At 72.0% G+C, this 25,564-nt stretch carries 24 protein-coding genes and 1 pseudogene; 10 read left to right on the top strand and 15 right to left on the bottom strand.

The genetic code is table 11. The features are described 5' to 3' along the window. Positions 1-24: 24 nt before the first annotated feature. The 5 genes from FRZ03_RS04575 to FRZ03_RS04555 form a co-directional block, all read right to left on the bottom strand. The gene (locus tag FRZ03_RS04575; protein WP_146463832.1) at positions 25-903 is read right to left on the bottom strand and encodes a carbohydrate ABC transporter permease; all 879 of its coding nucleotides are present in this window, start codon (positions 901-903) and stop codon (positions 25-27) included. Next, the gene (locus tag FRZ03_RS04570) at positions 900-1,853 is read right to left on the bottom strand and encodes a carbohydrate ABC transporter permease (RefSeq protein WP_146463831.1); all 954 of its coding nucleotides are present in this window, start codon (positions 1,851-1,853) and stop codon (positions 900-902) included. Before FRZ03_RS04570 ends, FRZ03_RS04575 begins: the two co-directional genes overlap by 4 nt. A 5-nt stretch (positions 1,854-1,858) precedes the next feature. Beyond that, positions 1,859-3,211: an ABC transporter substrate-binding protein gene (locus FRZ03_RS04565; RefSeq protein WP_146463830.1), complete on the bottom strand. Its 1,353-nt coding sequence runs from the start codon at positions 3,209-3,211 to the stop codon at positions 1,859-1,861. A gap of 130 nt (positions 3,212-3,341) precedes the next feature. Next, the gene (locus FRZ03_RS04560; protein WP_186785255.1) at positions 3,342-4,340 is read right to left on the bottom strand and encodes a LacI family DNA-binding transcriptional regulator; all 999 of its coding nucleotides are present in this window, start codon (positions 4,338-4,340) and stop codon (positions 3,342-3,344) included. 97 nt (positions 4,341-4,437) lie between these two features. Then, positions 4,438-4,938, bottom strand: a complete 501-nt coding sequence (locus FRZ03_RS04555) for a MarR family winged helix-turn-helix transcriptional regulator (protein WP_146463829.1) — start codon at positions 4,936-4,938, stop codon at positions 4,438-4,440. 52 nt (positions 4,939-4,990) lie between these two features. Here FRZ03_RS04555 and FRZ03_RS04550 point away from each other — a divergent pair, with 52 nt between their 5' ends. The 5 genes from FRZ03_RS04550 to FRZ03_RS04530 all read left to right on the top strand — a co-directional run bounded on the left by FRZ03_RS04550 (position 4,991) and on the right by FRZ03_RS04530 (position 8,575). Further along, entirely contained in the window at positions 4,991-5,602 is a 612-nt protein-coding gene (locus FRZ03_RS04550) for a mycothiol-dependent nitroreductase Rv2466c family protein (protein WP_261398553.1), read from the top strand. Further along, positions 5,580-6,857: an MFS transporter gene (locus FRZ03_RS04545; protein WP_146463827.1), complete on the top strand. Its 1,278-nt coding sequence runs from the start codon at positions 5,580-5,582 to the stop codon at positions 6,855-6,857. The genes FRZ03_RS04550 and FRZ03_RS04545 overlap by 23 nt, the downstream gene beginning before the upstream one ends. A 124-nt stretch (positions 6,858-6,981) precedes the next feature. Beyond that, on the top strand, positions 6,982-7,419 hold the full coding sequence (locus FRZ03_RS04540) for a GNAT family N-acetyltransferase (protein WP_146463826.1): 438 nt from the start codon (positions 6,982-6,984) through the stop codon (positions 7,417-7,419). Positions 7,420-7,543: 124 nt separating this feature from the next. Beyond that, entirely contained in the window at positions 7,544-8,065 is a 522-nt protein-coding gene (locus FRZ03_RS04535) for a hypothetical protein (protein WP_261398552.1), read from the top strand. A 156-nt stretch (positions 8,066-8,221) separates the two neighbouring features. Continuing rightward, entirely contained in the window at positions 8,222-8,575 is a 354-nt protein-coding gene (locus tag FRZ03_RS04530; protein WP_186785254.1) for a hypothetical protein, read from the top strand. Between the two features lie 113 nt (positions 8,576-8,688). Here the strand turns inward: FRZ03_RS04530 and FRZ03_RS04525 are convergent. Further along, positions 8,689-9,196: pseudogene (locus FRZ03_RS04525) on the bottom strand (MerR family transcriptional regulator); the annotation flags it as partial. 188 nt (positions 9,197-9,384) lie between these two features. On the opposite strand from FRZ03_RS04525, the gene FRZ03_RS04520 reads away from it, so the two are divergent. Continuing rightward, complete coding sequence (locus FRZ03_RS04520; RefSeq protein ID WP_146463825.1) at positions 9,385-9,723, top strand: hypothetical protein; 339 nt, start codon at positions 9,385-9,387, stop codon at positions 9,721-9,723. 75 nt (positions 9,724-9,798) lie between these two features. Beyond that, a complete protein-coding gene (locus FRZ03_RS04515) occupies positions 9,799-10,545 on the top strand; it encodes a phosphotransferase family protein (RefSeq protein WP_146463824.1) in 747 nt (248 codons plus the stop codon). 22 nt (positions 10,546-10,567) lie between these two features. Here FRZ03_RS04515 and FRZ03_RS04510 read toward each other — a convergent pair whose 3' ends face one another. Both FRZ03_RS04510 and FRZ03_RS04505 read right to left on the bottom strand, forming a co-directional pair. Then, positions 10,568-12,034 (bottom strand): pyridoxal phosphate-dependent decarboxylase family protein, encoded by a 1,467-nt coding sequence (locus FRZ03_RS04510; RefSeq protein WP_146463873.1) that lies wholly within the window; start codon positions 12,032-12,034, stop codon positions 10,568-10,570. Positions 12,035-12,445: 411 nt separating this feature from the next. Beyond that, positions 12,446-13,417: an SDR family NAD(P)-dependent oxidoreductase gene (locus FRZ03_RS04505; RefSeq protein WP_146463823.1), complete on the bottom strand. Its 972-nt coding sequence runs from the start codon at positions 13,415-13,417 to the stop codon at positions 12,446-12,448. A gap of 63 nt (positions 13,418-13,480) precedes the next feature. Here FRZ03_RS04505 and FRZ03_RS04500 point away from each other — a divergent pair, with 63 nt between their 5' ends. Next, positions 13,481-14,053 (top strand): TetR/AcrR family transcriptional regulator, encoded by a 573-nt coding sequence (locus FRZ03_RS04500; RefSeq protein ID WP_146463822.1) that lies wholly within the window; start codon positions 13,481-13,483, stop codon positions 14,051-14,053. A gap of 71 nt (positions 14,054-14,124) precedes the next feature. On the opposite strand, the gene FRZ03_RS04495 is transcribed toward FRZ03_RS04500, so the two are convergent. From FRZ03_RS04495 to FRZ03_RS04465, 7 genes are all read right to left on the bottom strand, one after another. Continuing rightward, positions 14,125-15,072 carry an SDR family NAD(P)-dependent oxidoreductase gene (locus FRZ03_RS04495; RefSeq protein WP_146463821.1) on the bottom strand — a complete coding sequence of 316 codons (948 nt, stop codon included), beginning with the start codon at positions 15,070-15,072 and terminating at the stop codon, positions 14,125-14,127. A gap of 183 nt (positions 15,073-15,255) precedes the next feature. Beyond that, a complete protein-coding gene (locus FRZ03_RS04490; RefSeq protein ID WP_146463820.1) occupies positions 15,256-18,546 on the bottom strand; it encodes a tetratricopeptide repeat protein in 3,291 nt (1,096 codons plus the stop codon). Further along, complete coding sequence (locus tag FRZ03_RS04485) at positions 18,543-18,974, bottom strand: hypothetical protein (protein ID WP_186785253.1); 432 nt, start codon at positions 18,972-18,974, stop codon at positions 18,543-18,545. Before FRZ03_RS04485 ends, FRZ03_RS04490 begins: the two co-directional genes overlap by 4 nt. Before the next feature lie 210 nt (positions 18,975-19,184). Continuing rightward, on the bottom strand, positions 19,185-20,078 hold the full coding sequence (locus tag FRZ03_RS04480; protein WP_146463818.1) for a hypothetical protein: 894 nt from the start codon (positions 20,076-20,078) through the stop codon (positions 19,185-19,187). A 72-nt stretch (positions 20,079-20,150) separates the two neighbouring features. Further along, a complete protein-coding gene (locus FRZ03_RS04475; protein ID WP_146463817.1) occupies positions 20,151-20,558 on the bottom strand; it encodes a peptidase inhibitor family I36 protein in 408 nt (135 codons plus the stop codon). A gap of 190 nt (positions 20,559-20,748) precedes the next feature. After that, positions 20,749-21,117 (bottom strand): tetratricopeptide repeat protein, encoded by a 369-nt coding sequence (locus FRZ03_RS04470; protein WP_186785252.1) that lies wholly within the window; start codon positions 21,115-21,117, stop codon positions 20,749-20,751. 81 nt (positions 21,118-21,198) lie between these two features. Further along, a complete protein-coding gene (locus FRZ03_RS04465; RefSeq protein ID WP_186785251.1) occupies positions 21,199-21,618 on the bottom strand; it encodes a winged helix-turn-helix transcriptional regulator in 420 nt (139 codons plus the stop codon). A gap of 83 nt (positions 21,619-21,701) precedes the next feature. Between FRZ03_RS04465 and FRZ03_RS04460 the strand changes: the two genes are divergently transcribed. Next, a complete protein-coding gene (locus FRZ03_RS04460) occupies positions 21,702-23,168 on the top strand; it encodes an MFS transporter (RefSeq protein WP_146463815.1) in 1,467 nt (488 codons plus the stop codon). Between the two features lie 513 nt (positions 23,169-23,681). Beyond that, a complete protein-coding gene (locus FRZ03_RS04455) occupies positions 23,682-25,544 on the top strand; it encodes an ABC transporter ATP-binding protein (protein WP_146463871.1) in 1,863 nt (620 codons plus the stop codon). Positions 25,545-25,564 lie beyond the last annotated feature (20 nt).

Genomic DNA, 25,564 nt, shown 5'->3' with positions numbered 1-25,564 from the left:
CTTTCTGTAGACGTGCGGTCGGCGTCAGCCCTTGGTGCTGCCCGCGCTGATCCCCGCGATGATGTGCCGCTGGAAGACGAGGAACAGCGCCACCATCGGGATGCCGGCGATCACCATCGCGGCGAGGAGCACGGTGAGCTGGATGTTCTGCGACAACTGGACCAGCGCCACGCTGATCGGCTGCTTGTCGGTGTCCGAGAAGACCATGAGCGGCCACAGGAAGTCCTGCCAGACGGCGACCAGCGCGAAGATGGACACGACGCCGAGGACCGGCCGGGACATGGGCAGGACGACGGACCACAGGGTGCGCAGCTTGCCGGCGCCGTCGATCTCGGCGGCCTCCAGCACATCGCGGGGCAACTGGTCGAAGAACCGTTTGAGCAGATAGAGGTTGAAGGCGTTGGCGACGGCCGGGAGCCAGATGGCGAGGGGGTCGTTGAGCAGGCTGGTGTGCAGCAGCGGCAGATCGGCGACGGTGAGGTACTTGGGCACGACGAGCGCCTGGGCCGGCACCATGAGGGTGGCGAGGATGCCGCCGAGGATCACCTTGCCGAAGGCGGGCCGCAGCTTGGACAGCGCGTAGGCCGCGGCCGTGCAGAACACCAGTTGGAGGGCCCAGGCGCCGGCCGCCTGGACGACGGTGTTCCACAGGTGCTGCGGGAGCTGCATCAGGTCCCAGGCGTCGGTGTAGGCGCCGGTGTGCCAGTGCTGCGGCACCAGCGTCGGCGGGGTCCGGGCGACCTCGTCGGGGGACTTCATCGCGCCGGTGACCATCCAGTAGACCGGGAAGAGGAAGGCGAGCGCGAAGAGGACGACGACGGCGGTGAACACCGTCCAGTAGATCGCCTTGCCGCGTGGGCGGGCGAGGGTGGCCGGGGAGATCAGGGTGCGGGTGGCGGTCATGCGGTGTCCCCCTCGTTCCGGGTGAGCCGCAGGTAGACGGCGGAGAAGGCGCCAAGCAGCAGCAGGAGCATGACGCTGAGGGCGCACGCGCCGCCGAAGTCGTTGTAGAGGAAGGCGTATTTGTAGATGAGGTAGAGGACGGTGACGGTGGCGCTCTCGGGGCCGCCGCCGGTGATGACGAACGGTTCGGTGAACACCTGCATGGTGGCGATGATCTGAAGGAGCATCAGCATCAGGATCACGAACCGGGTCTGCGGGACCGTGACGTGCCGGATGCGCTGGAGGAGGTTCGCGCCGTCGAGTTCGGCGGCCTCGTACAGTTCGCCGGGGATGGACTGCAGGGCGGCCAGGTAGATGAGGACGGTGCCGCCCATGTTGGCCCAGGTCGCCACGATCACCAGGGAGACGAGCGCGGTGTCGGTGCCGTTGGACCAGTTCGAGGTGGGCAGGTGCACGAAGCGCAGCGCCTCGTTGGCGAGGCCGGCTCCGGGGTCGTAGAACCACTTCCACAGCAGGGCGCTGACCACCGGCGGGATCATCACCGGCAGGTAGACCACGACCCTGAAGAAGGCCTTGGCGTGCCGGAGTTCGTTGAGGACGAGGGCGAGGAGGAAGGGGACGGCGAAGCCGATGAGCAGGGCGAGCAGGGTGAAGCACAAGGTGTTGCGCCAGGCGGCGGTGAACTCGGGGTCGTGCAGGACGCGGGTGAAGTTGGCGGTGCCGACCCACTGGGGCGGGGAGCCCGGGGTGTACTTCTGGAAGGCGATCACGACCGCGCGGATCGCCGGGTACCAGGAGAACAGGGCGAAGCAGAGCAGGCCGCCGAGGAGGAAGGCGTAGGCGCGGGCCTGGTCGATCAGCCGGCGCCGCCCCCGGTCCCGTGCCGGGGGCGGCGCCGGGACCGAGGGGACGGCGGCCGCCGTCGGCTGCCGTTCGGCCGTCTTCGTCATGGCGGTCAGCTCCGGGCCAGAATGCTGTCGATCTTGCCGGACGCGTCCTTCAGGAGCTGGTCGATGTCGGCGTCCTTCTTGGTGAGGACGGCGGAGACGGTGCCGTCGAGGACGGAGTAGATCTGCTGCGCGTTCGGCGGTTCGATCTTCATCCGGAGTCCGGTGTTGCCGTCGAGGAAGGGCTGGTAGTTCTTCACCGGGACGTTGGCGTTGGCCTTCTTGATCTCCTGGTCCTTGGCGTCGGCGGCGCCGGTGAACAGGCGCGGCTCGGGCAGGCCGACGGGAGCGTTGTTCCGCTTGGCGCGGGCGTAGTCGCCGAGGAAGCCCTTGCCGGGGGTGAGGTACATGTGCTCCAGCCACTTCAGGCCGGCGCGGATCTGGGCGGGCGAGTCGTGCTTGTTGAACATGTAGCCGTCGCCGCCGATCAGGGTGCCCTGGCCGCCGGGCATGGGGCCGATGGCGATGTCGTCGTAGCTGGCGCCCTTCTCCTTGACGAGGATCGGGATGTTGTCGGGCGCGGCCAGGTACATGCCGAGCTTGTCGGCGCCCATCATCTGCTGCGCGTCGTTGATGACGAGCAGCTGCTTGCTGCCCATGGAGTCGTCGGTCCACCGCATGTCGTGCAGGTTCTGCAGGACGGCGTGCCCCTCGGGGGTGTCGACGGTCGCCTTCTTGCCGTCGGCGCTGACGACGTCGCCGCCCTGGGAGTACAGCTCGGCGGTGAAGTGCCAGCCGCCCTGGTTCTGGGCGCTGTAGTCGGCGTACCCGACGGTGCCGTTGCCGAGGGCGGCGATCTTCTTGGCGTCGGCGCGGACCTCGTCCCAGGTCGTGGGGGGCTTGTCGGGGTCGAGGCCGGCCCGCTCGAACAGAGCGCGGTTGTAGATCAGCCCCATGCTGTATCCGGTGCGCGGTATGCCGTAGACCTTCCCGTTCACGGTGTAGATGTCCCGCAACTGCTTCTGGAGCGTGCCGTAGCTCTTCATCTCCTTGAGGTACGGCGTGAGGTCGGCGGCCTGCTTGATGTCCACGACATGCCCGACGTCGGTGAAGTACGTGTAGAACACGTCCTCCATCTGGCCGCCGGCGAGCTTGGCGTCGAAGGTCTTGGGGTCCTCGCAGGGGAAGGCGTCGTGGGTGACGACGTCGATGTCCGGATTCTGCCGCTCGAAGGAGGCGACGTCCGCGTCGAAGAACTTCCGGTCGGTTCTGGCACTCTTCGGTGGCTCGCAGTTGACGGTGATGCGCGTCTTGCCGCTCGCCGAGCCGTCGCCGCCCGAACCGCAGGCGGTGGCGGCGAGGGCGAGGGAGGAACAGACGCCGATCGCGACGAACGTGCGGCGGAACCCGGTGCTTGTCATCGATGGACCCCTCGGTGGCACTCATGGCGGGAGCAGTGGGCGCGGCACACTCAAGCACCGCCGACAAGGGTCCGCAAGATGTCGCGCGAGTTCTGTAATTATTTGACAGCCGATTGGATGTACCGGGGCCTCAGTCGCGCGGTGCTTGCCCGGTCGATCCGCGCACCACCAGTTCGGGTTCGAACAGAAGCTCCTCGGCGGGTACGGCGGTGCCGCCGATCTGCACGTTCAGCAGTTCCACGGCCGCGCGCCCCATGGCCTCGATGGGCTGGCGGACGGTGGTGAGCGGGGGTTCGGTGCAGTTCATGAACGCCGAGTCGTCGTAGCCGACGACGGAGATCCGGCCCGGGACGTCGCAGCCCTTGCGCCGGGCGGCCCGGATCGCGCCGAGGGCGAGGGGGTCGCTGGCGCAGATGATGCCGGTGACACCGCGGTCGATCAGCCGGGAGGCGGCGGCGTGGCCGCCCTCGATGGAGAAGATGGCCCGCGCGACGCGCTCCTCCGGCAGACCGCCGGTGAGGGCGTGCGCGGCGGCCAGTTTGCGGGCGGAGGGCATGTGGTCGCCGGGGCCGAGGAGCAGTCCGATGCGCTCGTGGCCGAGCGAGGCCAGGTGCCGCCAGGCCTGTTCGACGGCGACCGCGTCGTCGCAGGACACGCCCGGGAAGCCGAGGTGTTCGATGGCCGCGTTGACCAGGACGACGGGGATGTTGCGGTCGGCGAGCAGCCGGTAGTGGTCGTGCGGGGCGTCGGCCTGGGCGTAGAGGCCGCCGGCGAAGACGACGCCGGACACCTGCTGCTGGAGCAGCAGTTCGACGTAGTCCGCCTCCGAGACGCCGCCCTTGGTCTGGGTACACAGCACCGGGGTGAGCCCGAGCTGGGCGAGCGCACCACCGATGACCTCGGCGAATGCGGGGAAGATGGGATTCTGCAGCTCCGGCAGGACCAGGCCGACGAGCCGGGCGCGTTCACCGCGCAGCTGGGTGGGGCGCTCGTAGCCCAGGACGTCGAGAGCGGTGAGCACCGCCTGCCGGGTGGCGTCGGAGACTCCGGGCCTGCCGTTGAGCACCCGGCTGACCGTGGCCTCGCTGACCCCGACCTTCTTCGCCACTTCCGCAAGTCGTCGCGTCATGAACGCAAGAATAGCGCGGTTTACGTAAGCGGCTTGCGTAAACGATGCGGAGCGACGGGGCGGCGAGCGGGCGCGGAGCGGCGCGCCCGCCGGGGTTTCAGTCGTCGTCCGAGGTGAGCGTGAGGGCGAGTCGTTCGAGCAGGGAGGCCAGTCGGGCCCGCTCGTCCTCGCCGAGTCCGGCCAGGAGCCTGCGCTGGTTGTCCAGGTGGACGGCGATGAGCTCGTCGGTCAGTGCGACGCCCTCGGGGGTGAGGGTGACGAGACGTCCGCGCGAGTCGCTCCGGTCCACGGATCTGGCGACCAGGCCCCGGGCTTCGAGCCGGTCGACGCGCTTGGTGATCGCGCCGGTGGTGACCAGGACGGTGCGGCTGAGCTCGCCCGCGGACAGGGCGTAGGGCGCCCCTGACCGTCGTAGCGCCGCGAGCACGTCGAAGTCGCCGCTTCCCAGTCCCGCGGCCGCGAAGGGCGGGCGCAGCCGCTGGTCCAGGGCGCTGGTGAGCCGGAAGAGCCGGCCGATGACGAGCATGGGTGCCGCGTCGAGGTCGGGCCTCTCGCGTTTCCACTGGTCGACGATGGCGGCGATGGGATCGGGCTGCATGGCTTCCATTGTATCTTCCGCGGATGATAATTTATCTTCCATGGAAGATGTCATGGATGTCCAAGCCGCCCCGTCGGTCGTGTGTCACTTCGACCCCGCCTGCCCCTTCGCCTGGGTCACCTCCCGCTGGCTGCTGGAGGTCGAACGGCTCCTGCCGATCGACCTGCGGTTCCGGATCATGAGCCTGTCCGTGCTCAACGAGCACCGCGAACTCGAGCCCTGGTACCGCGAGTTCAATGACCGGGCCTGGGGCCCGGCCCGGGTGTGCGCGGCCGTCGAAGCCCTCCACGGCGATGCCGTGCTGCGTGACCTCTACACCGCGCTCGGCCGACGCGTCCACGTGGCGCGCGACAAGGACTACGACGCGGTCATCGCCGAGTCCCTCGACGAGCTGGGGCTGCCCGCGTCCCTGGCCGAGGCCGCGCACACCGACGCATTCGACGCGCGCCTGCGCGCCGGCCACCAGGTCGGGCAGGAAGCGGTCGGCGAGGAGGCCGGGACCCCCGTCGTCACCGTGGACGGCACCGGCTTCTTCGGCCCCGTCCTCACCTCCGTCCCGAGGGGCGAGGAGGCGGTCCGGCTCTTCCAGGCCGTCCGGACGCTGGCCGGGACGGGCGCGTTCGCCGAGCTGAAGCGGGGGCGTGGTGCGCTCGACCTCCGCTGAGGCCCGCGTTCGCGCCCGTCGCCTCGTCACCGCGAGCCTGGCCGGCTCGATCGGGGACGGCATGTACGTCCCGCTGACGATGCTGTTCATCCGCTCGCTCACCGGCCTGTCCCTGACATCGATCGGCGCGGGCCTGACGATCGCCGGGCTCTGTGCGCTGGCGTTCATGCCGGCCGTGGGCATCGTGATCGACCGGTTCGGCGGCCGGCGGGTGCTCATCGGCGTGCTCGCGTTACGGGCGCTCGGTTTCGCCGCCTACCCGTTCGCCGGCTCCTACCCCGCCTTCCTGACGATCGCCCTGGTGGTCGCGGTGGGGATGTGGGCTTCCTCGCCCAGCCAGCAGGCGCTCATCGGCGACATCGCCCAAGGCGCCGAGCGTGACCGGCTCCTGGCGTGGGACCGCAGCCTGCGCAACGCCGGAATGGGATGCGGCAGTCTGGCGGCAGCCGGCCTGCTGGCGCTGGACGGCACCGCCGGTTTCATCGCGGCCGCCGAGGTCCTGGCGGTGGTCTTCGCCATCGCCGCGGTCCTGGTGACCCGGATCCCGAACATCCGTGGCGGCGCCGAGTCGCCGGGGACCCGGGAGGGGTACCGGCAGGTGCTCGCCGACCGGCCCTATCTGCTCATCACGGCGGCCAATTTCCTGATCGCCTTCGGCTACACCGCCCAGGCCATGGCCCTGCCGGTCTTCCTCACCCGCGATGTCGCCCTGCCCGATGCCCTGGCCGGGGCCGTCTTCGCCGTCAACACCGCTCTCGTCGCCGTACTCGGCGTTCCCGCCGCCCGCCTGACCCTGCGCGGCAGGCGCACGCGCGCGGCCGCGCTCGGCGCCGTCGTCTTCGCCCTCTCCTTCGCCGCCTTCGCCGTCCTCCCCCGACTCGTCAGCGGCCCGGACGCCATCGTCGCCGTCCTCGCGGTGGCGGTGCTCTACACCGCCGGGGAACTCGTCCACTCCTCCCCCTCGCTGGGCCTGTCCGTCCAGGCCGCCCCCGATCAGCTGCGGGGACGCTACCTGTCGGTCTATCAACTGTCCTGGTCGCTCTGCCGCACCGTCGCGCCCCTGCTGCTGGGATTCCTGCTCGACGCGGGGCAGTGGCACCTGTGGACGGTACTCGCGCTGATGGTTCTGGCCGGCGCGGCGATCCTCCTGTGCGCCGAGCGCTCGCTGCCGCCGCACGCGGTCACCCCCGGCCACGCCCCCGTCACCGCGGTTTCCCCACCGGTCCGGCGCCAAGCCCCTCTGACGCGCCGGTGATCACGAATCCGCCGAAATCCCCGGCGGGAACGAGTCGGTTGTCCGTACGATCCGGACGCGAGGTCCGGCCGGCGGCCGGCGACACCGGGGCCGCCCCGGTGAACACGGAGAGGAGAACGGGACGTTGGGAGACTACTCATGGGGGTACCGCCTCGCGGATGTGGACCTCGAGGAGCTGTCGCGGCTGTACCGGATCGCACCGCTGGGCCACAAGCCTCCCGAGGCGCTCGCCACCGTGTTCGGCAACAGCCGCTTCACCTGCTTCGTCCGCGCCGGTGACGTGCTCGTCGGCGCGGGACGCGCGCTGGCGGACGGCGGCGACTGCGCCTATATCGCCGATGTGGCCGTCCATCCCGACCACCAGGGGCAGGGCCTCGGGTCCGACATCATCCGCGAACTGCTGCAACTGGCGCGAGGCCACAAGAAGATCATCCTCTACGCCAGCCCCGGCACCGAACCCTTCTACCGCAAACTCGGATTCCTCCACATGAACACCGCCATGGCCGTCTGGGCCGATCCCGACCCCGCCGTGCGGAACGGACTGCTCCGGCCGGAGGCCTGACCACTTCCCCCTCACGGCAACCGCTCGCTCCGCGAGTCCGCGTCCCCGGGGGACGGTCCCAGGTCGCAGGGTCCCCGTGCGCCCACCTGGTGCCACGGGCACGGGATGGCCCAAGCTGGCCCGCATGGACTGGTTGCCACTGCTCTCCACTCTGGCCGGGGCCGCGATCGGCATCGCCGCCACCCTCATCGCCGATCGCAATCGCTGGAAGCACGACGACGTCAAAGAGGCCCTTCGGCTGCGGCTCGACGTCTACACGCAGTACACCACCACCGTGAAGGTCCTCGGTGAGACCCTGCGCGCCCTGGCCGGGCGGGATCACCCGTCCCACGACGCACGGGCGCTCGCGCTGCGGGAGGCCTTTCGCGATTCGGGCATAGCCATCGCCTCGGAACGGATGTGGCTCATCGCGCCCCAGCCTGTCGTCAAGGCGTCCAACGACGTGTTCCACTGCCTGCGCCGCATCTGCGCGGGCTACATCGACGGCACCCCGGTCAGCAGCCCCGAGGACCGCGCCCGTTGGGAGGCACGCGGCAGAGCAGCCGCCAGAATGCGCGGGCTCATGCGGGACGACCTCGGCGTCGGCCCACTCACCGAACGCCACAGTCCCCTCCTGAACGACTACGACGATCCCGCCGCGGAGTGAGCCCGTCCGCAAGGCATATGAACTGCCGGCCAGGACAACCTCCTGTTCCAGGGGGAACGATTCGGCTTCCCCGTCCGAGGGACAAAGGGTCTATGCCGCCCTGTTCAGGGGCATCGCTGGCACTGACCTCAGTACCACCCGAAGAGAGAGATCCCCGTGTCTGCACGCTCCCTCACGGCAGCCCTCGGCGCTGCCTGCAGTGCCTTCCTCCTGCTGCTGGCCGCACCCGGTTCGGCCTCGGCGGCAACCGGCCAGTTCCGCTACACCTACACCACCGCCGAGGGATACGAAGCCGTCGGCTTCCTGAACGATCCGCCCGGCGGCGAGTGCATCAACCTCCAGGGCCCCGCCTCCGAGCCGGGTTCGGTGAGCCGGGCGCCCAAGAACCGCACGGACGCCACCGCCACCGTCTTCCTGGACGCGGACTGCGAAGGCGACATCTACTACACCCTGCGTCCCGGCGCGGGAGCCGGCGACCGCCTCCTCCTGCGCTCCGTCGTCTTCTCCTGACCCCGGCAGGCGCCGGGAACGCCGGCACGCCGGCGTCGCGCCTCTGACGGAACCGGCCGTGTACGGCCACGTCCACGCTCCCTGGGCAGGTCGCGGGGAGCGTGGACGTCGGGCTCCGCCTCGGGGTCCTCGGGAAGTTCGGGGGTCATCGAGCGCATGACCCCCTCGAACACGGGGTCCGCGCCGGGGCCGTCGAAGACAGCGCCGAGGAAATCACCTGAGGTCTCGGCGTTCGTCCTCGGAGAGCGGGGCGAGCTGGTGCATGAGATCGCTCTCCTCGGGAGTGAGCCGGCGCTCGGCCACCGCGGTCAGCACGGCGTGCCGCAGGCGCAGCACGCGCATCTGCGCCGCCGGTGCTTCGGCATGGGCCGCGGCCACCTCGGGGAGCGAGAGTTCCCGGTCGACGACCTTGCGGACCGTGGGCAGGTCCAGTCCCGGTTCCCGCAGGGTCCGCACGAGGTCCAGGCGCGCGACGGCGTCGACGTCGTAGCGGCGGTGGCCGGCCGGGCTTCGTTCCGTCGGCGTCACGATTCCGCGATCGGAGTGGAAACGGATCGTCCTGACCGTGAGACCGGTCCGACGGGCCGACTCACCGATCGCGTAGAGCGTGTCGCCGTCCATGCCCCCACCTTGACGTCTCCCCCTACGGGAGACACCAGCCCCTCCTCGATCGCGGACTCCGATCGGCAGCGCGGCCGTTCCCGGTGACGCCGCCTCGGGTGTCGCAACCCGACCGCCGGCGACGGCGGCACCAGGCGCCGGGCGGAAATTCGCGAGACTCGACGGAACGGCTGTGACAGCCTGCGGACATGCCAGAGCTGCGCGTTCATGCAGGCCGCCACTACGCCGTCCAGTACCACTACGCCCTGCCGGACGACGCCTGGTGCGTGGAGCTGAGCGAGGCCGTCCCGGCACCGGCTGCGTGGGCCGGGATTCCCCGTGCGGAGACCCATCTGCCTGGACATGCCTTCGTGGTGGCGGTGATCCCCGACGAGGACCCGAGCCTGGAGCCGGCCGTCCGCATCCACGGCCACGACGAGCACATCGTCCCCTACGAAATCATGCGCTGGTTCATGGAGCGGGTGGCCGAGCAGGTCGAACGCTGCCGCCTCGCGTTCGAGCAGGAAGCGCGTGGAGCAGCGCAATGATCACGACGGCCGTGCCGGGCTCACCTCCGATGCCGCGAACCCTGGCTCCTTTCGTCAACCCCCGGATGGCCGCCCATGGATGAGGTCGAAGTCGTCGTTGCCCATTCCGAGCGCGCGACCCTGCGCGTCGGTGACGTGTTCCTGAAAGTGGACGCGGATCAGGCGCGCATCGACGTCGAGGTCGAGGCGATGGCCCTGGCGCCGGTCCCGACCCCGAAGCTCCTGTGGCGCGAGCCGCCCGTGCTCGCGATCGCCGCGGTCCCGGGGAGGGCGCTCGGCCGCCTCGGCGAGCCGTCGCCCTCGTCCCCGGCGGCGTGGGCCGCAGCCGGGGCCGCCGTCCGGAAGTTGCACGACGCGCCGTTGCCGCCCTGGCCCGGCCGGGCGGGCCGGGACCGCGACGAGCTGGCGGCGGAACTCGACGGCGAGTGCGCGTGGCTCGTGGCGAACCGCGTCCTGCCCGCCGACCTGGTCACCCGCAATCGTCGGGTCGCCGAGGCCGCGCTCCGGCCGTGGACCCCGGTGTTCACGCACGGCGACCTCCAGATCGCTCATGTGTTCGTCGACGGCGACGAGATCACGGGCATCATCGACTGGTCCGAGGCGGGCCGGGGTGACGGCCTGTTCGACCTCGCCACGCTGACGCTCGGACACGAGGAGCACCTCGGCGACGTCGTCGCCGGTTACGGCACCGGCGTCGACCTCGACGTGATCCACGCGTGGTGGTCATTGCGCAGCCTGCTGGGGGTTCGCTGGCTGGTCGAGCACGGCTTCGACCCGTTCGCGCCGGGCTGTGAGGTCGACGTCCTGAGATCCCGGATGTGAGGCTGCCAGGCCCGGCGCAGGGTCAGATACGGAAGAGCGAACCGATGAACTCCGTCAGCATCCGCTCCTTCAGCCGGGGCGGCAGGGCGTCCAGCAGGGCCAGCACCGGTGCCGTCCGTGACGGCAGGCCCTGATCGCCGTCCAGGCCCGCGAAGGCCAGGAACCCGGCGACGTCCTCGGGCGTGAGGGTGTCGGGGTCGAGCGTGGCGGCCAGTTCGGCCAGTGCCGGATCCACGGTCACCGGTTCGCACGCGCGCGCCGCCGTCACCGACTCGGCCAGGTCCGCGAGGAGCGGCCCGACCCGGTCGCTGGTCGCCGGGGTGAGCGTCAGGTGCAGGTTGGGCGGGAGACCGTCGCAGGAGAGCTGCGGCTGGAGGTACCAGCCGCGCTCCCGCATCTCGTCCGCCACGTGCAGCACCAGTCCCAGATCGGGGGTGCCGGCGGGACCGAGCACGGTGAACGCGATCAGGCTGCCCGCCGGGTCGCCGAGCACCCGGACGCCGTCGGTCCCCCGCAGCCCGGGGAGCAGCCGGTCGGCGGCCTGCGCCACGCGGCGGGCGAGCGCGGTGTACCCGTCGTGGCCGAGGTGGTGCAGCACCGCCCATGCCTGCGCGAGCAGCCCGCCGGACTTGGTGCCCTGCGCGGTGGGGTTGACCACCGGGTAGCCGGGCCAGCCCGCGTACGCGAAGTACTGGTGGCGCCGCAGCTCGGCGTCCCGGTACAGGACGACCGAGGCCCCCTTGTCGGCGTAGCCGTACTTGTGCAGGTCCACCGAGAGCGAGGTGACGCCCGGGACCGAGAGGCCGAACGGTTCGACGGGGCGGCCCGCCCGGGCGAGGAACGGCAGGAACCAGCCGCCTATGCACGCGTCGACATGGCACAGCACGCCCCGCTCGGCGGCAGCCGCGGCGATGTCGGCCACGGGGTCCACCACCCCGTGCGCGTACGACGGCGCCGACGCGACCACCAGGGCGGTCCGGTCGGTGACCGAGTCCGCGACGGCCGACGCGTCGGCGCGGAACGTCAGCGGGTCGACCGGGACCACCACCGTCTCCAACCCCAGGTAGTGGGCCGCCTTGTGGAAGGCCGCGTGCGCCGTCGAGGGCAGCACCAGCTGCGGCCGGGTCACCCCGCGCACGGCTCGGGCGTGGTCCCGCGCGGTCTTCACGGCCAGCAGGATCGACTCCGTGCCGCCACTGGTGAAACTGCCCTGCGCGCCGGGCACTCCGAGGACCGCGGAGACCGCGCGCACCACGTCGTTCTCCAGCCGGGCGACGCTCGGGAAGACCGTCGGGTCCAGGCCGTTGACCGTGGCGAACACGCCGTACGCGGCGGCCGCCAGCTCGTCGACGTCGGGCAGGCCGGCGTCGTAGACGTAGGCGAACGTCCGGCCGCCACGGGTCGGTGCGTCCGCGGCGCGCAGGCCCCGCAGTTCGGCCAGCAGCTGGTCGGCCGGACGGCCGGCGGCCGGCGTGGTCGTGGCACGGATGGCGCGGGCGGTCGGCTCGGTGGTCTCGCCGGACTCACGGGGCACGGTCGGTTCCTCTCTGTCCCGGTGCACGGGGTCTGGTTCCGTGTACGCGTGGCATGGGGGGCTGGAGCGGCGCCCACCAGCGGGTGGATCAGCACGTCCCACGCCACGGGAACGAAGCCGCGGCACCGGCGCCCGCCCCGCCCGCGCTTCCGGTGCCGCTCGACGCCCCGAGGGTGCCGCCGGGCGGTCCTGCCGGGTCCGGGGTGGAGTTCTGGTCCATGCGTGTCCCGTGGTGGAGGGGGGACGGACGGGGCCGGTGCGGGGTCGGGAATGGCGTGGGCATGGTGCAGCGTCAGGGTTATCGGCAATTCCTTGGCGGCACAAGGTGATGGACGGAATTGGATCGCCCGGCTGCGTGAGTGCGGATCAAGCGCGCAGGAGACCGGTCGAGACCGCCCAGAGGCGCTCCGCGAGGGCGGGGTCGAGCGCCCATTCCTTGACGCCGTGGGGGTGGCGCGCGAGGTCGGCGTCGTTCGGGACGGGGTAAGCCTCCTGCCCGTCGTCGAGGTAATGACCGCCGGAGTGGCCGAAGGCCGGGAAGACGGCCGCGACGAGGCTGGTCACGGCCCCCTGCTCGACCGTCTTGTACGTGAAGACACCGGCGGCCTCGGCCGCGTCGAGCGACCGCCTCTGCCGCGGCGTGAAGTTCCGTTGCAGTCCCGTGGCGACACCTCCGGGGTTCACGGCGTTGGCGACGATCCCGTCCGGTGCCCACAGCCGGGTGGCCTCGACGGCGAACAGGGAGTTCGCCGTCTTCGACCGCGCGTAGGCGATCTGCGGGTCGTAGTCGCGGCGGGCGAAGTGAAGGTCGTCGAAGTCGATGCCTGCTCGCATGTGCGCGGTCGAACTCACCGAGACGATCCGGGCCCCGTCGCGGTCGCGGGCTCCCCGGGCCAGGGCGTCGTGCAGGCCGGTGGCGAGGGCGAAATGGCCGAGGTGGTTGGTCGCGAACTGCAGCTCCCAGCCCTCACGGGTCCGTTCGAGGCCACCGGTGACCACGCCCGCGTTGTTGATCAGCAGGTGCAGCGGACCGCGCCACGCGTCGACGAATCGTGCGACGGTCGCCCTGTCGGCGAGGTCGAGCCGGGCCACTCGGGGCCGGGGTCTTCCGGTGGACCGCGCGATCGCCTCGGCGACGGTGGTGCCCGCGGTGGTGTTCCGGACGGCGAGGGTGACCTCGGCCCCGGCGGCGGTCAACGCGCGAGCGGTCTCGCCCCCGATTCCGGAGGAACCACCCGTCACTATGGCGCGCACGCCGGTCAGATCGATGCCTCGCAGTACGTCGTCCGCGGTGCTCGCGGCGGTGAACGGGGTGGAGATGAGCGCAGACTTGACCATGGCCAGGACTATACAGAGCGAACTTCATTTGTATAGTACGTATGCCACTCGTATGCTCGTTCCATGCGCAGCCCCGATGCCGGTCACCCCTCCTCCCCGGTCGCCGACAGCGACCGGCGGACCACGGTGCTGGACGCCGCCCTGACCACGTTCGCCCGCTTCGGCTACCGCAAGACCTCGATGGAGGCGGTGGCACAGGCGGCGCGGATCTCCCGGCCGGGGCTCTACTTCCTCTTCTCCTCGAAGGAGGCCCTGTTCCGTGCCGCGGTCACCCAGGCCCTGGAGCGCGACATCGCCGCGGTCGAACACGTCCTGGCCGACACCGGACGCCCCCTGCCGGAGCGGCTCCTCGAAGCGTTCGACCAGTGGGCGGGCCGCTACGTCGGCCCGTTGACACGGGATGTCGCGGAGGTCATCGAGGCCAACCCCGAGCTGCTCGGCGAGACGGCCGAGACCGCGCCACGGCGTTTCGAGGAACTGGTCACCGACGCGATCGCCGCGGAGGCGGGACGAGACGCGGCGCCGGCCGTCGCGCAGACGATGATCAGCACCTCGATCGGCCTCAAGCACCAGGCGCCGTCACGGGAGTTCTTCCTCGCACGGCTGAAGGTCGCCATCGATCTCCTGACGCGCTGAGCGGCCCCGGCCGCACCTCGCCCCCACCCGCCCGGCCACGCTCCCGCCGGTCAGGGCTCATGCGCCTCGCGCTAGTGCTGTGGCCCGGGGTCGACGCCGGTCAGGTCGCGGCTCGCGTCCCACAACCGTGTCGCCACCCGGGTGTCGGTGAGGTGGTTCCACACCGGTGCGCGCCGGGGTTCGCCGCGCAGGCCGAAGACGCGCGGCTCCCACATCTCGCCTCCGCGCACGGCCGGGTCGAGCACCGCCCGGACCGCGGGCCACGCGCCGGCGTGCTTGCCCTGGACGAGGAGGGCCGCGGGTGCCGCGCCCAGCCGTGCGCCGGCCGTCCGCACATGGACCGGCGGGCGTGCCGGGGTGAGGGAGTCCAGCGCGCCGCCGGGATGGACCAGCACGCTCGCCACCGTGCTGCCGGCGGCGCGCAGGCGGCGGTCGAGTTCGAGGCAGAAGTACATCTGCGCCAGCTTGGAGCGGGCGTAGGTGCGTTTGGGCCGGTAGTCCTTCCGGGACTGCAGGTCCGCCAGGTCCAGCCGCTCCGACTTCGCCGCGAAGCTGCCCATGGTCACGACGCGGGCCGCCGGTGCGGCCGACAGCAGCGGCATCAGCCACCGGGTCAGCGCGAAGTGCCCGAGGTGGTTCGTGCCGAACATCAGCTCGTGGCCCTCCCCCGTCTCCCTGCGCGGCGGGTCGTCGAGCGCGACACCGGCGTTGTGGACCACCGCGTCGAGACGGTCGACCTCCAGTGATTCCACCGCTGGTCGCAGCGTCGAGAGGTCGGCGAGGTCCAGCCGCACGGCCCGCAGCCGCGCGCCGGGAACGCGTGCGCGTATCGAGGCCATCGCGGTCTCGGCCTTCGCCGGGCTTCGGCTGCCGAGCACGACCGTCGCCCCGGACGCCGACAGCTGCTCCGCGACGAAGTAACCGATGCCGGCGTTGCCGCCGGTGACCAGGAAGGTGCTCCCCTCGGCGCGCGGCGGCCGTGCGACGTTCCAGGGCGGGTTGGTGGATGCGGACGACATGGCGACGGGGCTCCCTTGCTGGTGCGGACGGTCGCGGCTGCGCGCCGGGCGACTCGTCGTCCACTGTGGCGGCGGGCACCGACATTTCGCCGGTACGGCACCGACAGCCCCACCGGGCCGCCGACATCCCACCGACACGGTGCCGACCGGTGTTGCGCAGGGGGCCGGGGAGGACGGGCCGGGTCAGGCGTCCTCCGCCGGCGCGGCCCCCGCCGGGGCGTCCCCGCCGAGGGCCTCAAGCACCAGGGAGTGGGCGGTCAGGGCGTCGGCGAGCAGGGGCGATTCCGGAGGGAGGTGCTCCGAGATCCCGCGGGCGATGCGCACGGCCTCGGTACTCGCCTGGAGGGCCGGCTCCAGCTCGATGCCGGCGCCGACCCGGACCAGGGCGAGGATGCGCAGCACGTTGGCGAACTGCGGGAGGTACGCCGAGTCCGCCTCGGCCAGCCGGCGGAGCATCAGCAGCGCCATGTCCAGGGACTGGACGGCGTGCTCCGGCCGACCGGCCTCCGAGAGCCTGATGCCGACGAGGGTCGCCGCCGTCGCCAGGTGCGGACGGTAGGAATCCGGATCGGTGCGGGCGGGCTCCTCCAGGGTGAGCAGGGCACCGGCGGACATGCGTACCGCCTCCGGTGCCCGGCCTGTCCCGACCAGCAGGGTGCCCAGCAGGTTCACGGAGTCGAGCAGCGCTGACGCGTCGGCGGCCGTCCCGGTCCGCGCGAGCCCGCGGCGCAGGCCGACGGCCTCGGTGAGGTGGGCCATGGCCCGCTCCCGGCGATCGGCACCGGCGAGACGGGCGCCCACGGAGTGCAGGGCGGTGGCGAGCGCGGACGTCTGCGACGCGTCGGCTTCGGCCAGCCGGCGCCGCACGGCGAGCAGTTCCTCGGCGGCGTCCAGGGCCTCCTCGTGGCGGCCCTCCCGGGTGAGCCAGTGGTCCAGGGCGTGCAGGGCGGTCGCGTGGTCGGGAAGATGCACGGGACCGGCGGCGGCGATCGGGCGCCAGAGCTCGACCGCCTGCTTTGCGGGTGCGAGGCCGTCGTGCGGTCGTGCGAGCTGGGAGAGGCGGATGCTGAGGTTGGTCAGCGACCGTGCCCGGTCGGCCCGGTGGCGCTCCGGGTCGGCGGCCGTGAGCCGTTCGCGTATCTCCAGGCCCTTGCGGGTGGCCTCCAGGGCGTCCTCGGGCCGCTCCAGCCGGGCGAGGACGTTGCCGAGGTTGTCCCAGGCCATGGCCAGGTGCGGGAGGTGGGCCGCCGGGTTGGCGTCGGCGAGTTCGCGGTACAGGCGCACGGCCTCCTCGGTGGCCTCGCGGGCCTGCGCCGACCGGTCGGCGGCCATCAGCCACTGGCCGCCGTCGAGCAGCGTCATCGCGAGGTCGGGCAGGTACCGCATCCGGTCGGCGCCGGCCAGCCGTCGGTGGAGCTCCAGCGCTTCGCGCACGGCGCGTACGCCCTCGTCCAGGCGCCCGCACCGGGACAGCGCGTTGCTCAGGTTGGTCAGCGCGGTCGCCAGCGTGGGCAGGTGCGTCCCGGGGTCGCCCGCCGCCGGTGGCCGCAGCAGTTCGACGGCCTCGGCGGCGTACTCGGCCGCTTCCGCCGGCCGGCCGGTGCGCAGCAGGTGGACACCGAGGTTGTTCAGCGCCATCGCCAGTGCCGGGGCGTGCTCGGCCCGGTCCGCGGCGGCCCGCGTCCGATACGCGTCGACGGCTTCGCGCAGGGGCTCGGCCGCCTCGTCGTACCGGCCCGCGGTGGTGAGGTGCGCGGCGAGGCCGTTGAGGTCGTCCGCCAGCGCGGACAGCGCGGCGGTGTCGTCGGCGGCGGTCCGGCGGCGCAGCGCCACCGCTTCCCGCGCCGCGTCGGCGGCCTCGCGCAGCAGTCCCGCGTTGCCGTACCGCCAGGCGAGGTGGGAGAGCAGTCCGGCCTGCTCGGCCGGGCCGAGGTCTCTGGTGCCGATCCGGTGCCGGACGATGCGCCGGGTCACGGCCGCCACGCCAAGGTCCAGGTCGACGTGGCGCTCCTGCGGCAGGTGCGGGGCGACGGACTCCAGCACGGCGTCCGGCAGGCCGTCCAGGTCGCACAGGCGGCTGAGCGTGGCGCCGCCGGCGGCCCGGGCGAGGGCGGGCCGGTGCAGCAGCATCGGGACGAGGTGGCGGTCGACGACGTGCGGCCAGCGGCGGGCGGTCTCGACGAGCACCGTGAGCACCTGGCGGGCGTACGGCGGCGGTTGGCCGTCCCGCGGGTGCTCCAGCAGCATCGCCGGGGCGGCCCCGGCCCACGGGTCCGTGGCGTGGTAGCCGTACCGGTCCTCGCGGCCGGGGAGGGTGAGGGCGAGGAAGTCCTCGGCGAGCCGGTCGGGTGAGAGGCTTTCGAAGAGCGTGAGCGCCGTCTGCGGCGGGTAGCAGCGCGCGTGGTCCCGCAGGACCTGTGCGGCGTCGGCCGCCTCGGCGGCGGCGCTGCGGGTCAGGGCCGCGGCGGCGGCGTCGGCCGTCAGCGGCGGGGTGAGCGTGGCGACGTACACCGCGCGGCGCATCTCCCACGGGCCGGTGCGGACCGGTCCGCGACCGCCGTCGTGGCCCGACCGCCAGTGGTCGTGCTCGCGGTCGAGCAGGTACGTGGACAGGGCGGCCAGGTCGCGGCCGGACGGCGGGGTGACGCCGCGCACGGCCGCGTCCACGTCCACCAGTGCCTTCATGTGGACGGCGAGCATCAGGTCGAACGCGGGGTCGCCCAGCTCGGCGGAGACCCGGACCCCGGCGGGGTCGGCGAGGCCGAGGGCGGCGGCGAACGCGTCCCTGGCCGCGGTGTAGACCGTGCCGCGCGCCTCGGGGTGCTCCGGCAGGCCGGGCAGGTGGACGGTGTCGGCGTCGAGGATGTCGAGCTTGGACAGCTGGTGGGCCAGGTCCTGCCACCAGTCCCCGGCGGGCCGGGAGAGGAGCAGGACGCGCAGCCGGTCGCGGGCCGCGGCGCCGTGCTGCCGGATCAGGGTGATGAGGTCGGACAGCGGCCAGCGCTCCGCGTAGTCGACGACGATGACCAGGCCGGGCGCGCGGACCGTCAGCGTCTCGTCCCCGCCGCCGGCGGAGGCGACCTCGCTCCGGTGCCGGGCCTGCGCCACCGTCCAGCCCGCCCCGGCCGACCGCGCGGCGAACTCGGCGGCGAGCCGGGTCTTGCCCTGGCCGCCCTCGCCGTGCAGCAGCCGCACCGTGAGCCCCGGCGTGGCGTCGTCCCGCCACGCCTCCAGCAGGTCCAGCTCGGGACGCGGGGCGAAGGGGACCAGTCGGTGGCGGGCGGTCAGCAGGCGGCTGGGCACGCGCCGCAGACCCGGCGGGACGGTCCCGGCGTCCAGGGGATACGGCTCGACCCGGTACGGCGGGGCGCTGCGATAGATGTAGTTGTACTGGTCGCCACCCTGGACGGCGTTGATCCGGCCGCCGCGCACCGAGAGGTTCTGGATGAAGACCGTGCCGTCCTGCTCGCTCATGCCTCGTCCACGTCACCGTCCGTGCGGGGTCTGTCCATGTGGTGGTTGTACTGGTTGCCGCCCTGCACGGCGTTGACGACGGAGTGGTCGTACGCGCGGACGTCCTGTGTCCAGCGGCGGCCGTCCTCCGGGAGCCGTTCCCGAATCCGGTCGACGAGTTCGGTCAGCTCGGGTGCCGCGTCCGGGTGGTCGCGCAGCAGGCCGAGCAGCCGCAGCCGCCACAGTTCGAGCAGCGCCTCGCGGGCCGCGGCGGCGTCCGCCCCCGCCATCAGGGCCGCGTCGTTGTCCAGTTGGGTCCCGATCTCGCGCAGGCCGTTCCCCCGGCGGTGGAACAGTCGCGCGAAGCCGCCGCGCCCGGTCTGCCACGCGTCCGTGGCCATCGCCGCGACCAGCGTCGAGGCACCTGTCATCGCCAGCGTCTCCGCCATTTGCTGCGCACTCTGCGAATCCGGCACGGTCTTCCCCCCTCCGGCCGCCGTACGGACGGACGGCGGCATGGTTCCGGGAGCAAGTACACCGCACAACGCCCTTGTGGTGCACGGCACTTGAGCCGACCAGCGTGTCCCCGTCCCCGGCACTGCCGCCGCCCTGCGCGGGCGCCTTCCCGCCCGGCCGTGCCGGCATGGGGCCGCGGGGCCTCAGCGCAGGGCGGCACGGGCCGCGCGGAGCCAGACCTCTTTGGCCCGGGCCAGTGCGTGGAACGCCTCGGCATGCCGGTTGACGAAGTCCTGCTGCCAAGCGGTTTCCGCCTGCTTCCAGAGGTCGACGAGCCCGGTGGACGTCTTGCACCGCACATCCGCGGTGGCGATGAGCAGTTCACGCCGTGCAGGCCGCTTCGTCCCCGCCCAGGCGGGGTCGTCGGCCGCGTCGAGGGGCGTGGCGTAGGAGAATCCCGAACGTTTCATACAGGACTTCCACAAGGCCAGTTTCCCGCGTACCCGCGGCTCCTTGAGCGAGGTTTCGAAGGACCGCAGGGTGAGTTCATCGAGCAACGCGTGGTCGGACGCGGGTACGTGCCGGCGGAGCCGGTCGTGGGCCGTCTTCCAGCATCCGTCGACGGAGGACGAATGTCCCGTCGCCCTGCCGAACGCGGCGTCCGCGTCGGCCTGGGTGAGTTCCGCGTTCCGCGCGTTCTCGGCGGCCGTCCGGCGGGCGACACCGGGCGGCGGCGGGGGCTGGTGGTAGCCGTAGCGTTCCGCGACCCCCGGCTCGATGACGCCGTAGCGCGAGCGGTTGGGCGGGTCGGCGTCCGCGGCCCGCGGCAGCGGCTTCCAGGTCCGGCCCTGGGCCCGCATGCACGGCACCATCAGGGCGTCCTCCGCCGCCTCGACGGTCAGCACGTCGGCGGGCGTCATCTCGTACCGGTCGTACGGCAGTAGCAGGGCGCGGGCCTGCGCGGAGGCGACGGGCCCCGCCGTGACAGCGGAGGCGGTGGGCCCGGGCGCGTCGGGCGGGCCGCAGCCCACCAGCAGGGCGCAGGCCCCCGTCACCAGGCAGATGCCGGCACGCCAGGGTTTTCGGGAGGCGGACATGCGGCTCCTCTCGGGCGGCGTGGTCCCGGGTGCGCGGCCGTCGTGGCCGCGCACCCGGGAACGGCGGTCATGTCAGCGGAACTTGACGCAGCTCAGTCGGTTGTCCTTGATGGCGTCGTTGCTGAGCTTGGGGTCCTTCGTGCCGGGGTACGACGTCGTGTGCGCGCCGCTGCAGCCGACGTTCTGCCACAGGTCGACGTACTTGTTGGTGTAGTTCTTCACCGAGCTGGTCTGGTTGTCGACCTTCTTGCCGTTGTCGAAGTGGTTGTTCCGAAGGTCCTTGTCGGTCCCGGTCAGGCCCGCCCAGCCGCCCTTGTAGCCGTTCTTCTCGTAGAGGTGGAACGTGCCCGACTGGATGCGCGCCGGGCCGCTGGACGTGCCCGCCACCGCGGACGGGGCCGCCAGCGCGCCGATCCCCAGGGTGGCGAGTGTGGCGGCGGCGGTGGCCGTTGCGAGCCGCACGGCGATCTTCGAGATCATGTGGTCCCCTCCAAGTCGTCTTCCTGCGCCACGGGTTGTCCGCAGGTGGGTGGAAGCGCGTCCGCCCCCGGTGCCGTTCGGCGACAGCCATCCTGGTCATCGGCCCTTCGGCAAACCTTGTGGGCTTCTGCAGGCGGCCGGGTGCGGCCCGCCGTGGAAGGGTGCGGCGGGCCGCGCCGGTCCGGGGACGTCAGGCGGGTGCTGCCTGGGTCAGCCGCCGCTGGAGGTCGTCGGCCTCCGGGTGGCCGAGTTCGCGGAGGATGTCCAGGGCCTGCCGGTGGCAGGCGCGGGCCTCGGCACGGTCGCCGCGCGCGGCGTGGCCGTCGCCGAGACCGGTGAGGGCGGTGGCCTGGTTGTAGTGGTCGCCCAGGGCCCGGAACAGGCCGAGGGCCCGCTGGAAGCAGCCGATCGCCTCGGCATGCCGGTCCAGTCCCCGGTACGCGTGGGCGAGGCTGTCCCAGCAGTACGCCTGCCCGGTGCGGTTGCCGGTCCGCTCGAAGAGGTCCAGAGCGGTCGTACGTTCGGGGACGACCTCAGCATCCGTCCACGGCGCGGACAACCGCAGCGGAGGCGAAAGGAGCGGAAACGGCCGCTGCCGGACTCCGCCCGCGCCTCGGTCCGACCTCGCGGGAACGGCTCGTCAGCGTTGCGGCCGCCGGTTCCCGGGAGCCGCCGGCTCGGCGGCGGCCGCGGTGTCGTAGGCGGCCCGGGCTTCGGTGATGGCGGTGCGGTGCCGCTGCGCCCAGTCGACCAGCCCGGTGAGATAGGTGTGCAGCTCGCGTGCCATGGGTGTGAGGCTGTACTCGACCTTCGGCGGCACGGTGGGGTGGACGGTCCGGACGAGCAGACCGTCGCGTTCCAGCTTGCGCAGGTTCAAGGTGAGCATCCGCCGGCTGATGCCCTCGATGCCGCGTTCCAGTTCGGTGAACCTGACGGGGCCGAGCGCCGCGGCGACCAGGATGCCGATGCTCCACTTGCCCGCCACATGGTCGAGCACCTCGGTGACCGGGCACGCCTCGTTGATGACCTGCTCGGACACATCGGTGTGACGGTGTGACATAAAAGTGCCTCCTTCCGCTCCGCTCCATGGTTACAGAAGATGACGGCTGTAACAAAGGATGCACTTATGGAGGAGCTCCGGACATGGACCAGCCCGCCCCACGGACGAACAGATCGCCGTGGCTGACCGTCATCGTGCTCTGCGTCGGCCAGATGATGATCGTCCTCGACCAGAACATCGTGAACGTGGCGTTACCCGCCGTTCAGCAGGGTCTCGGATTCTCCGCCGAGAACCTCGTGTGGGTGGTCAACGCCTATGTCGTGCCCTTCGGCGGCCTGCTGTTGCTGGCCGGGCGGCTCGGCGACCTGATCGGCCGGCGAACGGTCTTCCTCGCCGGGATCTCCCTGTTCAGCGCCTCCTCCCTGCTGTGCGGGCTCGCGAGCGGCGAGGCGACGCTGATCGGGTCCCGCTTCCTCCAGGGAGTCGGCGGTGCGATCGCGTCGGCCTGCGTCCTGGGCATGGTCGCGACCATGTTCCCCGACCAGCGCAGGCAGGCTCAGGCCATCGGCGCGTACAGCTTCGCGTCGGCGGGCGGTGGGGCGGTCGGGCCACTGCTCGGCGGCGTCGTCACCGAACTGCTCAGCTGGAACTGGATCTTCTTCATCAACGTCCCGATCGGCGCCCTGCTCGTCGTCATGGGCCTGCGCACGGTCCCCCGGGAGCAGGGCGAGGGCATGAGCAAGGGCACCGACTTCCCGGGCGCGCTCCTCGTCACCGCGGGCATGATGCTGCTCGTCTACACGATCGTGGACGCCGGGAGCACCGGCTGGGGTTCGGCCCGGACGCTGGTCCTCGGCCCGCTGTCGCTCCTGCTGCTCGGCGGGTTCGTCCTCCGGCAGGCCACGGCCGCGCATCCGCTGCTGCCGCTGCGGTTCTTCCGCTCCCGGAGTCTGACGGTGGCGAACATCGTGCAGTTCATGATGATCGCGGGCATGTTCGGCTTCCTGTTCTTCAGCACGCTGTACCTGCAACGCGTTCTCGCGTACGGCTCCCTTCAGGCGGGTCTCAGCTTCGTGCCCATCGCGACGGTCATCGCGGCGGTCTCCCTCGGCCTCTCGGCCCGGCTCATCACCAGGTTCGGTCGGCGTCCGATGCTGTTCGGCGGCCTCGTCCTCATCGCCACCGCCTTCGTGACGCTGTCCTTCGCACGAGTCGACGGCACGTACGCGGTGGACTTCCTGCCCGCGAGCCTCGCCATGGGGCTGGGCTTCGGCCTGACCGCACCGGCCGTCATGGGCCTCGGCATGACCGCCGTCCCGCGCGCCGAGTCAGGGGTCGCGTCCGGGCTGTTCAACACCACTCAGCAGATCGGCGGCGCCATCGGCCTGGCCGTGCTGAACGCCTTCGTCACCGCCCGCACGAACAGCCTCACCGCCGCCGGCGAGCACGAGGCGCAAGCACTCCTCGGCGGCTACCACGTCGCCTTCCTGGCCGCCGGGGGCTTCGTGCTGATCGCCCTCCTCGTCGGCGTCGCGGCGCCACGGTCCACGTCACCGGCGGCCGGGCAGCGGTTCAGCCCCTCTCCCGACCACGAGACAGCGGCCTCCTGAGCCTGGGCCGCGAAGGATCGGGCTCGGCAGGCGGACAGCTCCGCGGCCTGCCTGCCGAGCATCGGCGTTTCGGCCACGGCTGCGCTCGGCGGCCGGGCCGCCAGGGCAAGGGTCGGTGTATCCGGCACGAACGCGCATTCGCGTGCCACCGGGACTTCCATCACGTCCGAAAGACGTGTGTTCGAGACGCGGCCCCTCCTCGTTGATCCCGGTGCCCTGCCCCTCTCTCCCGGAGGCCGCCATGTACCGCCCGCTCCATCCCCACACCACCCTTCCGCCCGCTCCCGCCGTACCCGCCCCGCTCGCGAACAGGCCCGCACGGGCCCCGCACGCCGTCGACTCCGTCCGCACGGCGAGTCCACGTACGGGGTGGGCGGCATGAGCAGGGCCACCGGTGAATCAGCCGGCGGCGTCCCCGAGCCGCGGACCGCCCCGCCGGCCGAGCCCGCGCAGGAGCAAGGGCGTTCGGAAGCGGAACATGACACCGCACCGAAGTCCGGCGACCGGCAGCAGATGCGGTACGTCGACCTGACCGGCAGCCGGGAAGCGGCCGGACGCTCGATCCGGCTGCGTGACATGGCCCGGCGCCTGCCGCAACTGGTGCGCCGCTCACTGGCGCTCGCCTGGCAGGTCGACCGGCCGGCGACCGTCGGCCTGCTGGTGTGCCAGGCCGCCGCCGGTGTCATGCAGGCCCTCGGCCTGGTCGCCATCAGCGGCACCCTCACCGCGCTGCTCACCAGCAAGGACGTCTACGACCGACTGCTTCAGGCGTGGCCGTCCGTGGCCCTGCTGGCCGGTGCCGCCGGTGTGCGCGCTCTGCTGGGCATCATCGTCAACTGGCTGTCCGCCCGGCTGGGCCCGCTGATGTCGCGCGAGGCCGAACAGCAGCTGCTGCTCGGCTGCGCCGAGGTCGAACTGTGCGCCTACGACGACCCCGACTTCAACCGTGCGCGCGAGGCAGCGGACCGCGGAGCGCAGGTCACCGGGGACCTGATCGACGAAGGGCAGGACCTGATCGCCTCGGCCGCCTCGTTCGTCGCCGGGGCGCTCGTACTGACCGGGGTGAACTGGCTGCTCCTGCCGCTCCTGATCGCGGCGAGCCTGCCGCAGGCCCTGGCCCAGGTCAGTGCCGCGCGGGTGCGGTACTTGGCGAACCTGCGCAGCAACGGCGATCTGCGCATGCTGTCGGTGCTGCGCTGGCACATCTACAACAGGGACGCCGCCGACCAGATCCGCGCCGGCACCATGGCCCCGTTCCTGTCCGGCCGGTACCGGGAGACGGTCGCCCGGATCAACCGCGAGGACCGGGCCGCGGCCGACAAGGGCGCCCGCATGTCCCTGCTCGGGGCGCTGTGCGGTGGGCTCGGCTCGGCCGTCGTCTGGGCGGCGGTCGTCCTGCTGCTGGCGGACGGGCGCATCAGCGTCGGCCACGCGGGGACGGCCGTCTTCGCGCTGCAGATGGTGGGCCAGTCGGTCCGCGGCCTGGTGGCCATCGGCGCGCGCGCCGTGCGCACGGGCCTGTACATGGACGACTGGAGCGACTTCCTGGACAGAGCCGGGGGGTTCCGTATGCGCCGGGGCTCGCGCCGTCCCGAGCCGCCGAAGACGATCGAGGTCACGTCGGTCACCCACCGCTACGCGGGCAAGGACCACGACGCCCTGTCCGATGTCTCGCTGACCTTGCGCCGCGGGGAGGTCACCGCCCTGGTCGGATTCAACGGGTCCGGGAAGTCGACGCTGTCCAGGCTGATCAGCGGTCTGAACCTGCCCACGGCCGGTGAGGTGCGGTGGGACGGGTTGTCCACCAGGGAGGCCGATCCGCAGGCCCTGTGGCGGCAAGTGGCCCTGGTGCCGCAGGACTACGCGCACTGGCCCCTGACCGTGCGGGAGAACGTGAACCTGGGCCAGCCCACCGCAGGTGGGGACGCCGCGGTGCTGGCGGCGTGCGAGGCCGCCGGCGCCGACGAGGTCGTCGGCAGACTCGCCTCCGGCCTGGACACCCTCCTCGCCCGCGAGTGGCTCAACGGCGAGGAACTCAGCGGGGGCCAATGGCAGCGCATCGCTCTGGCCAGGGCCTTCTTCCGCGAGGCCGGGCTGCTGGTCCTGGACGAACCGACCGCGAATCTCGACCCCCGCGCCGAGTACCGCATCTTCCAGCGGCTGCGCGGTCTGGCCCAGGACCGCGTGGTCCTGCTGGTGACCCACCGCATCACCAATGTGGCCGTGGCCGACCGGATCGTCGTCCTCGACGAAGGCAAGGTCGTACAAGAGGGCACCTACCAGGAACTGTCCCAACAGCCCGGCATGTTCCGGCAGTTGCTGTCCTTCCAGATCACCTCGGAACCGGCCGGCGAGCAGCCCGGGACCCCGGCATGAGCCGCGCCGCCCCCGCTTCG

This window comes from Streptomyces misionensis, assembly GCF_007896895.1.
Taxonomy (GTDB): Bacteria; Actinomycetota; Actinomycetes; order Streptomycetales; family Streptomycetaceae; genus Streptomyces; species Streptomyces misionensis_A.
Note: the sequence above shows the minus strand (reverse complement) of the source record. Positions and strands in the feature narration are given on the sequence as shown.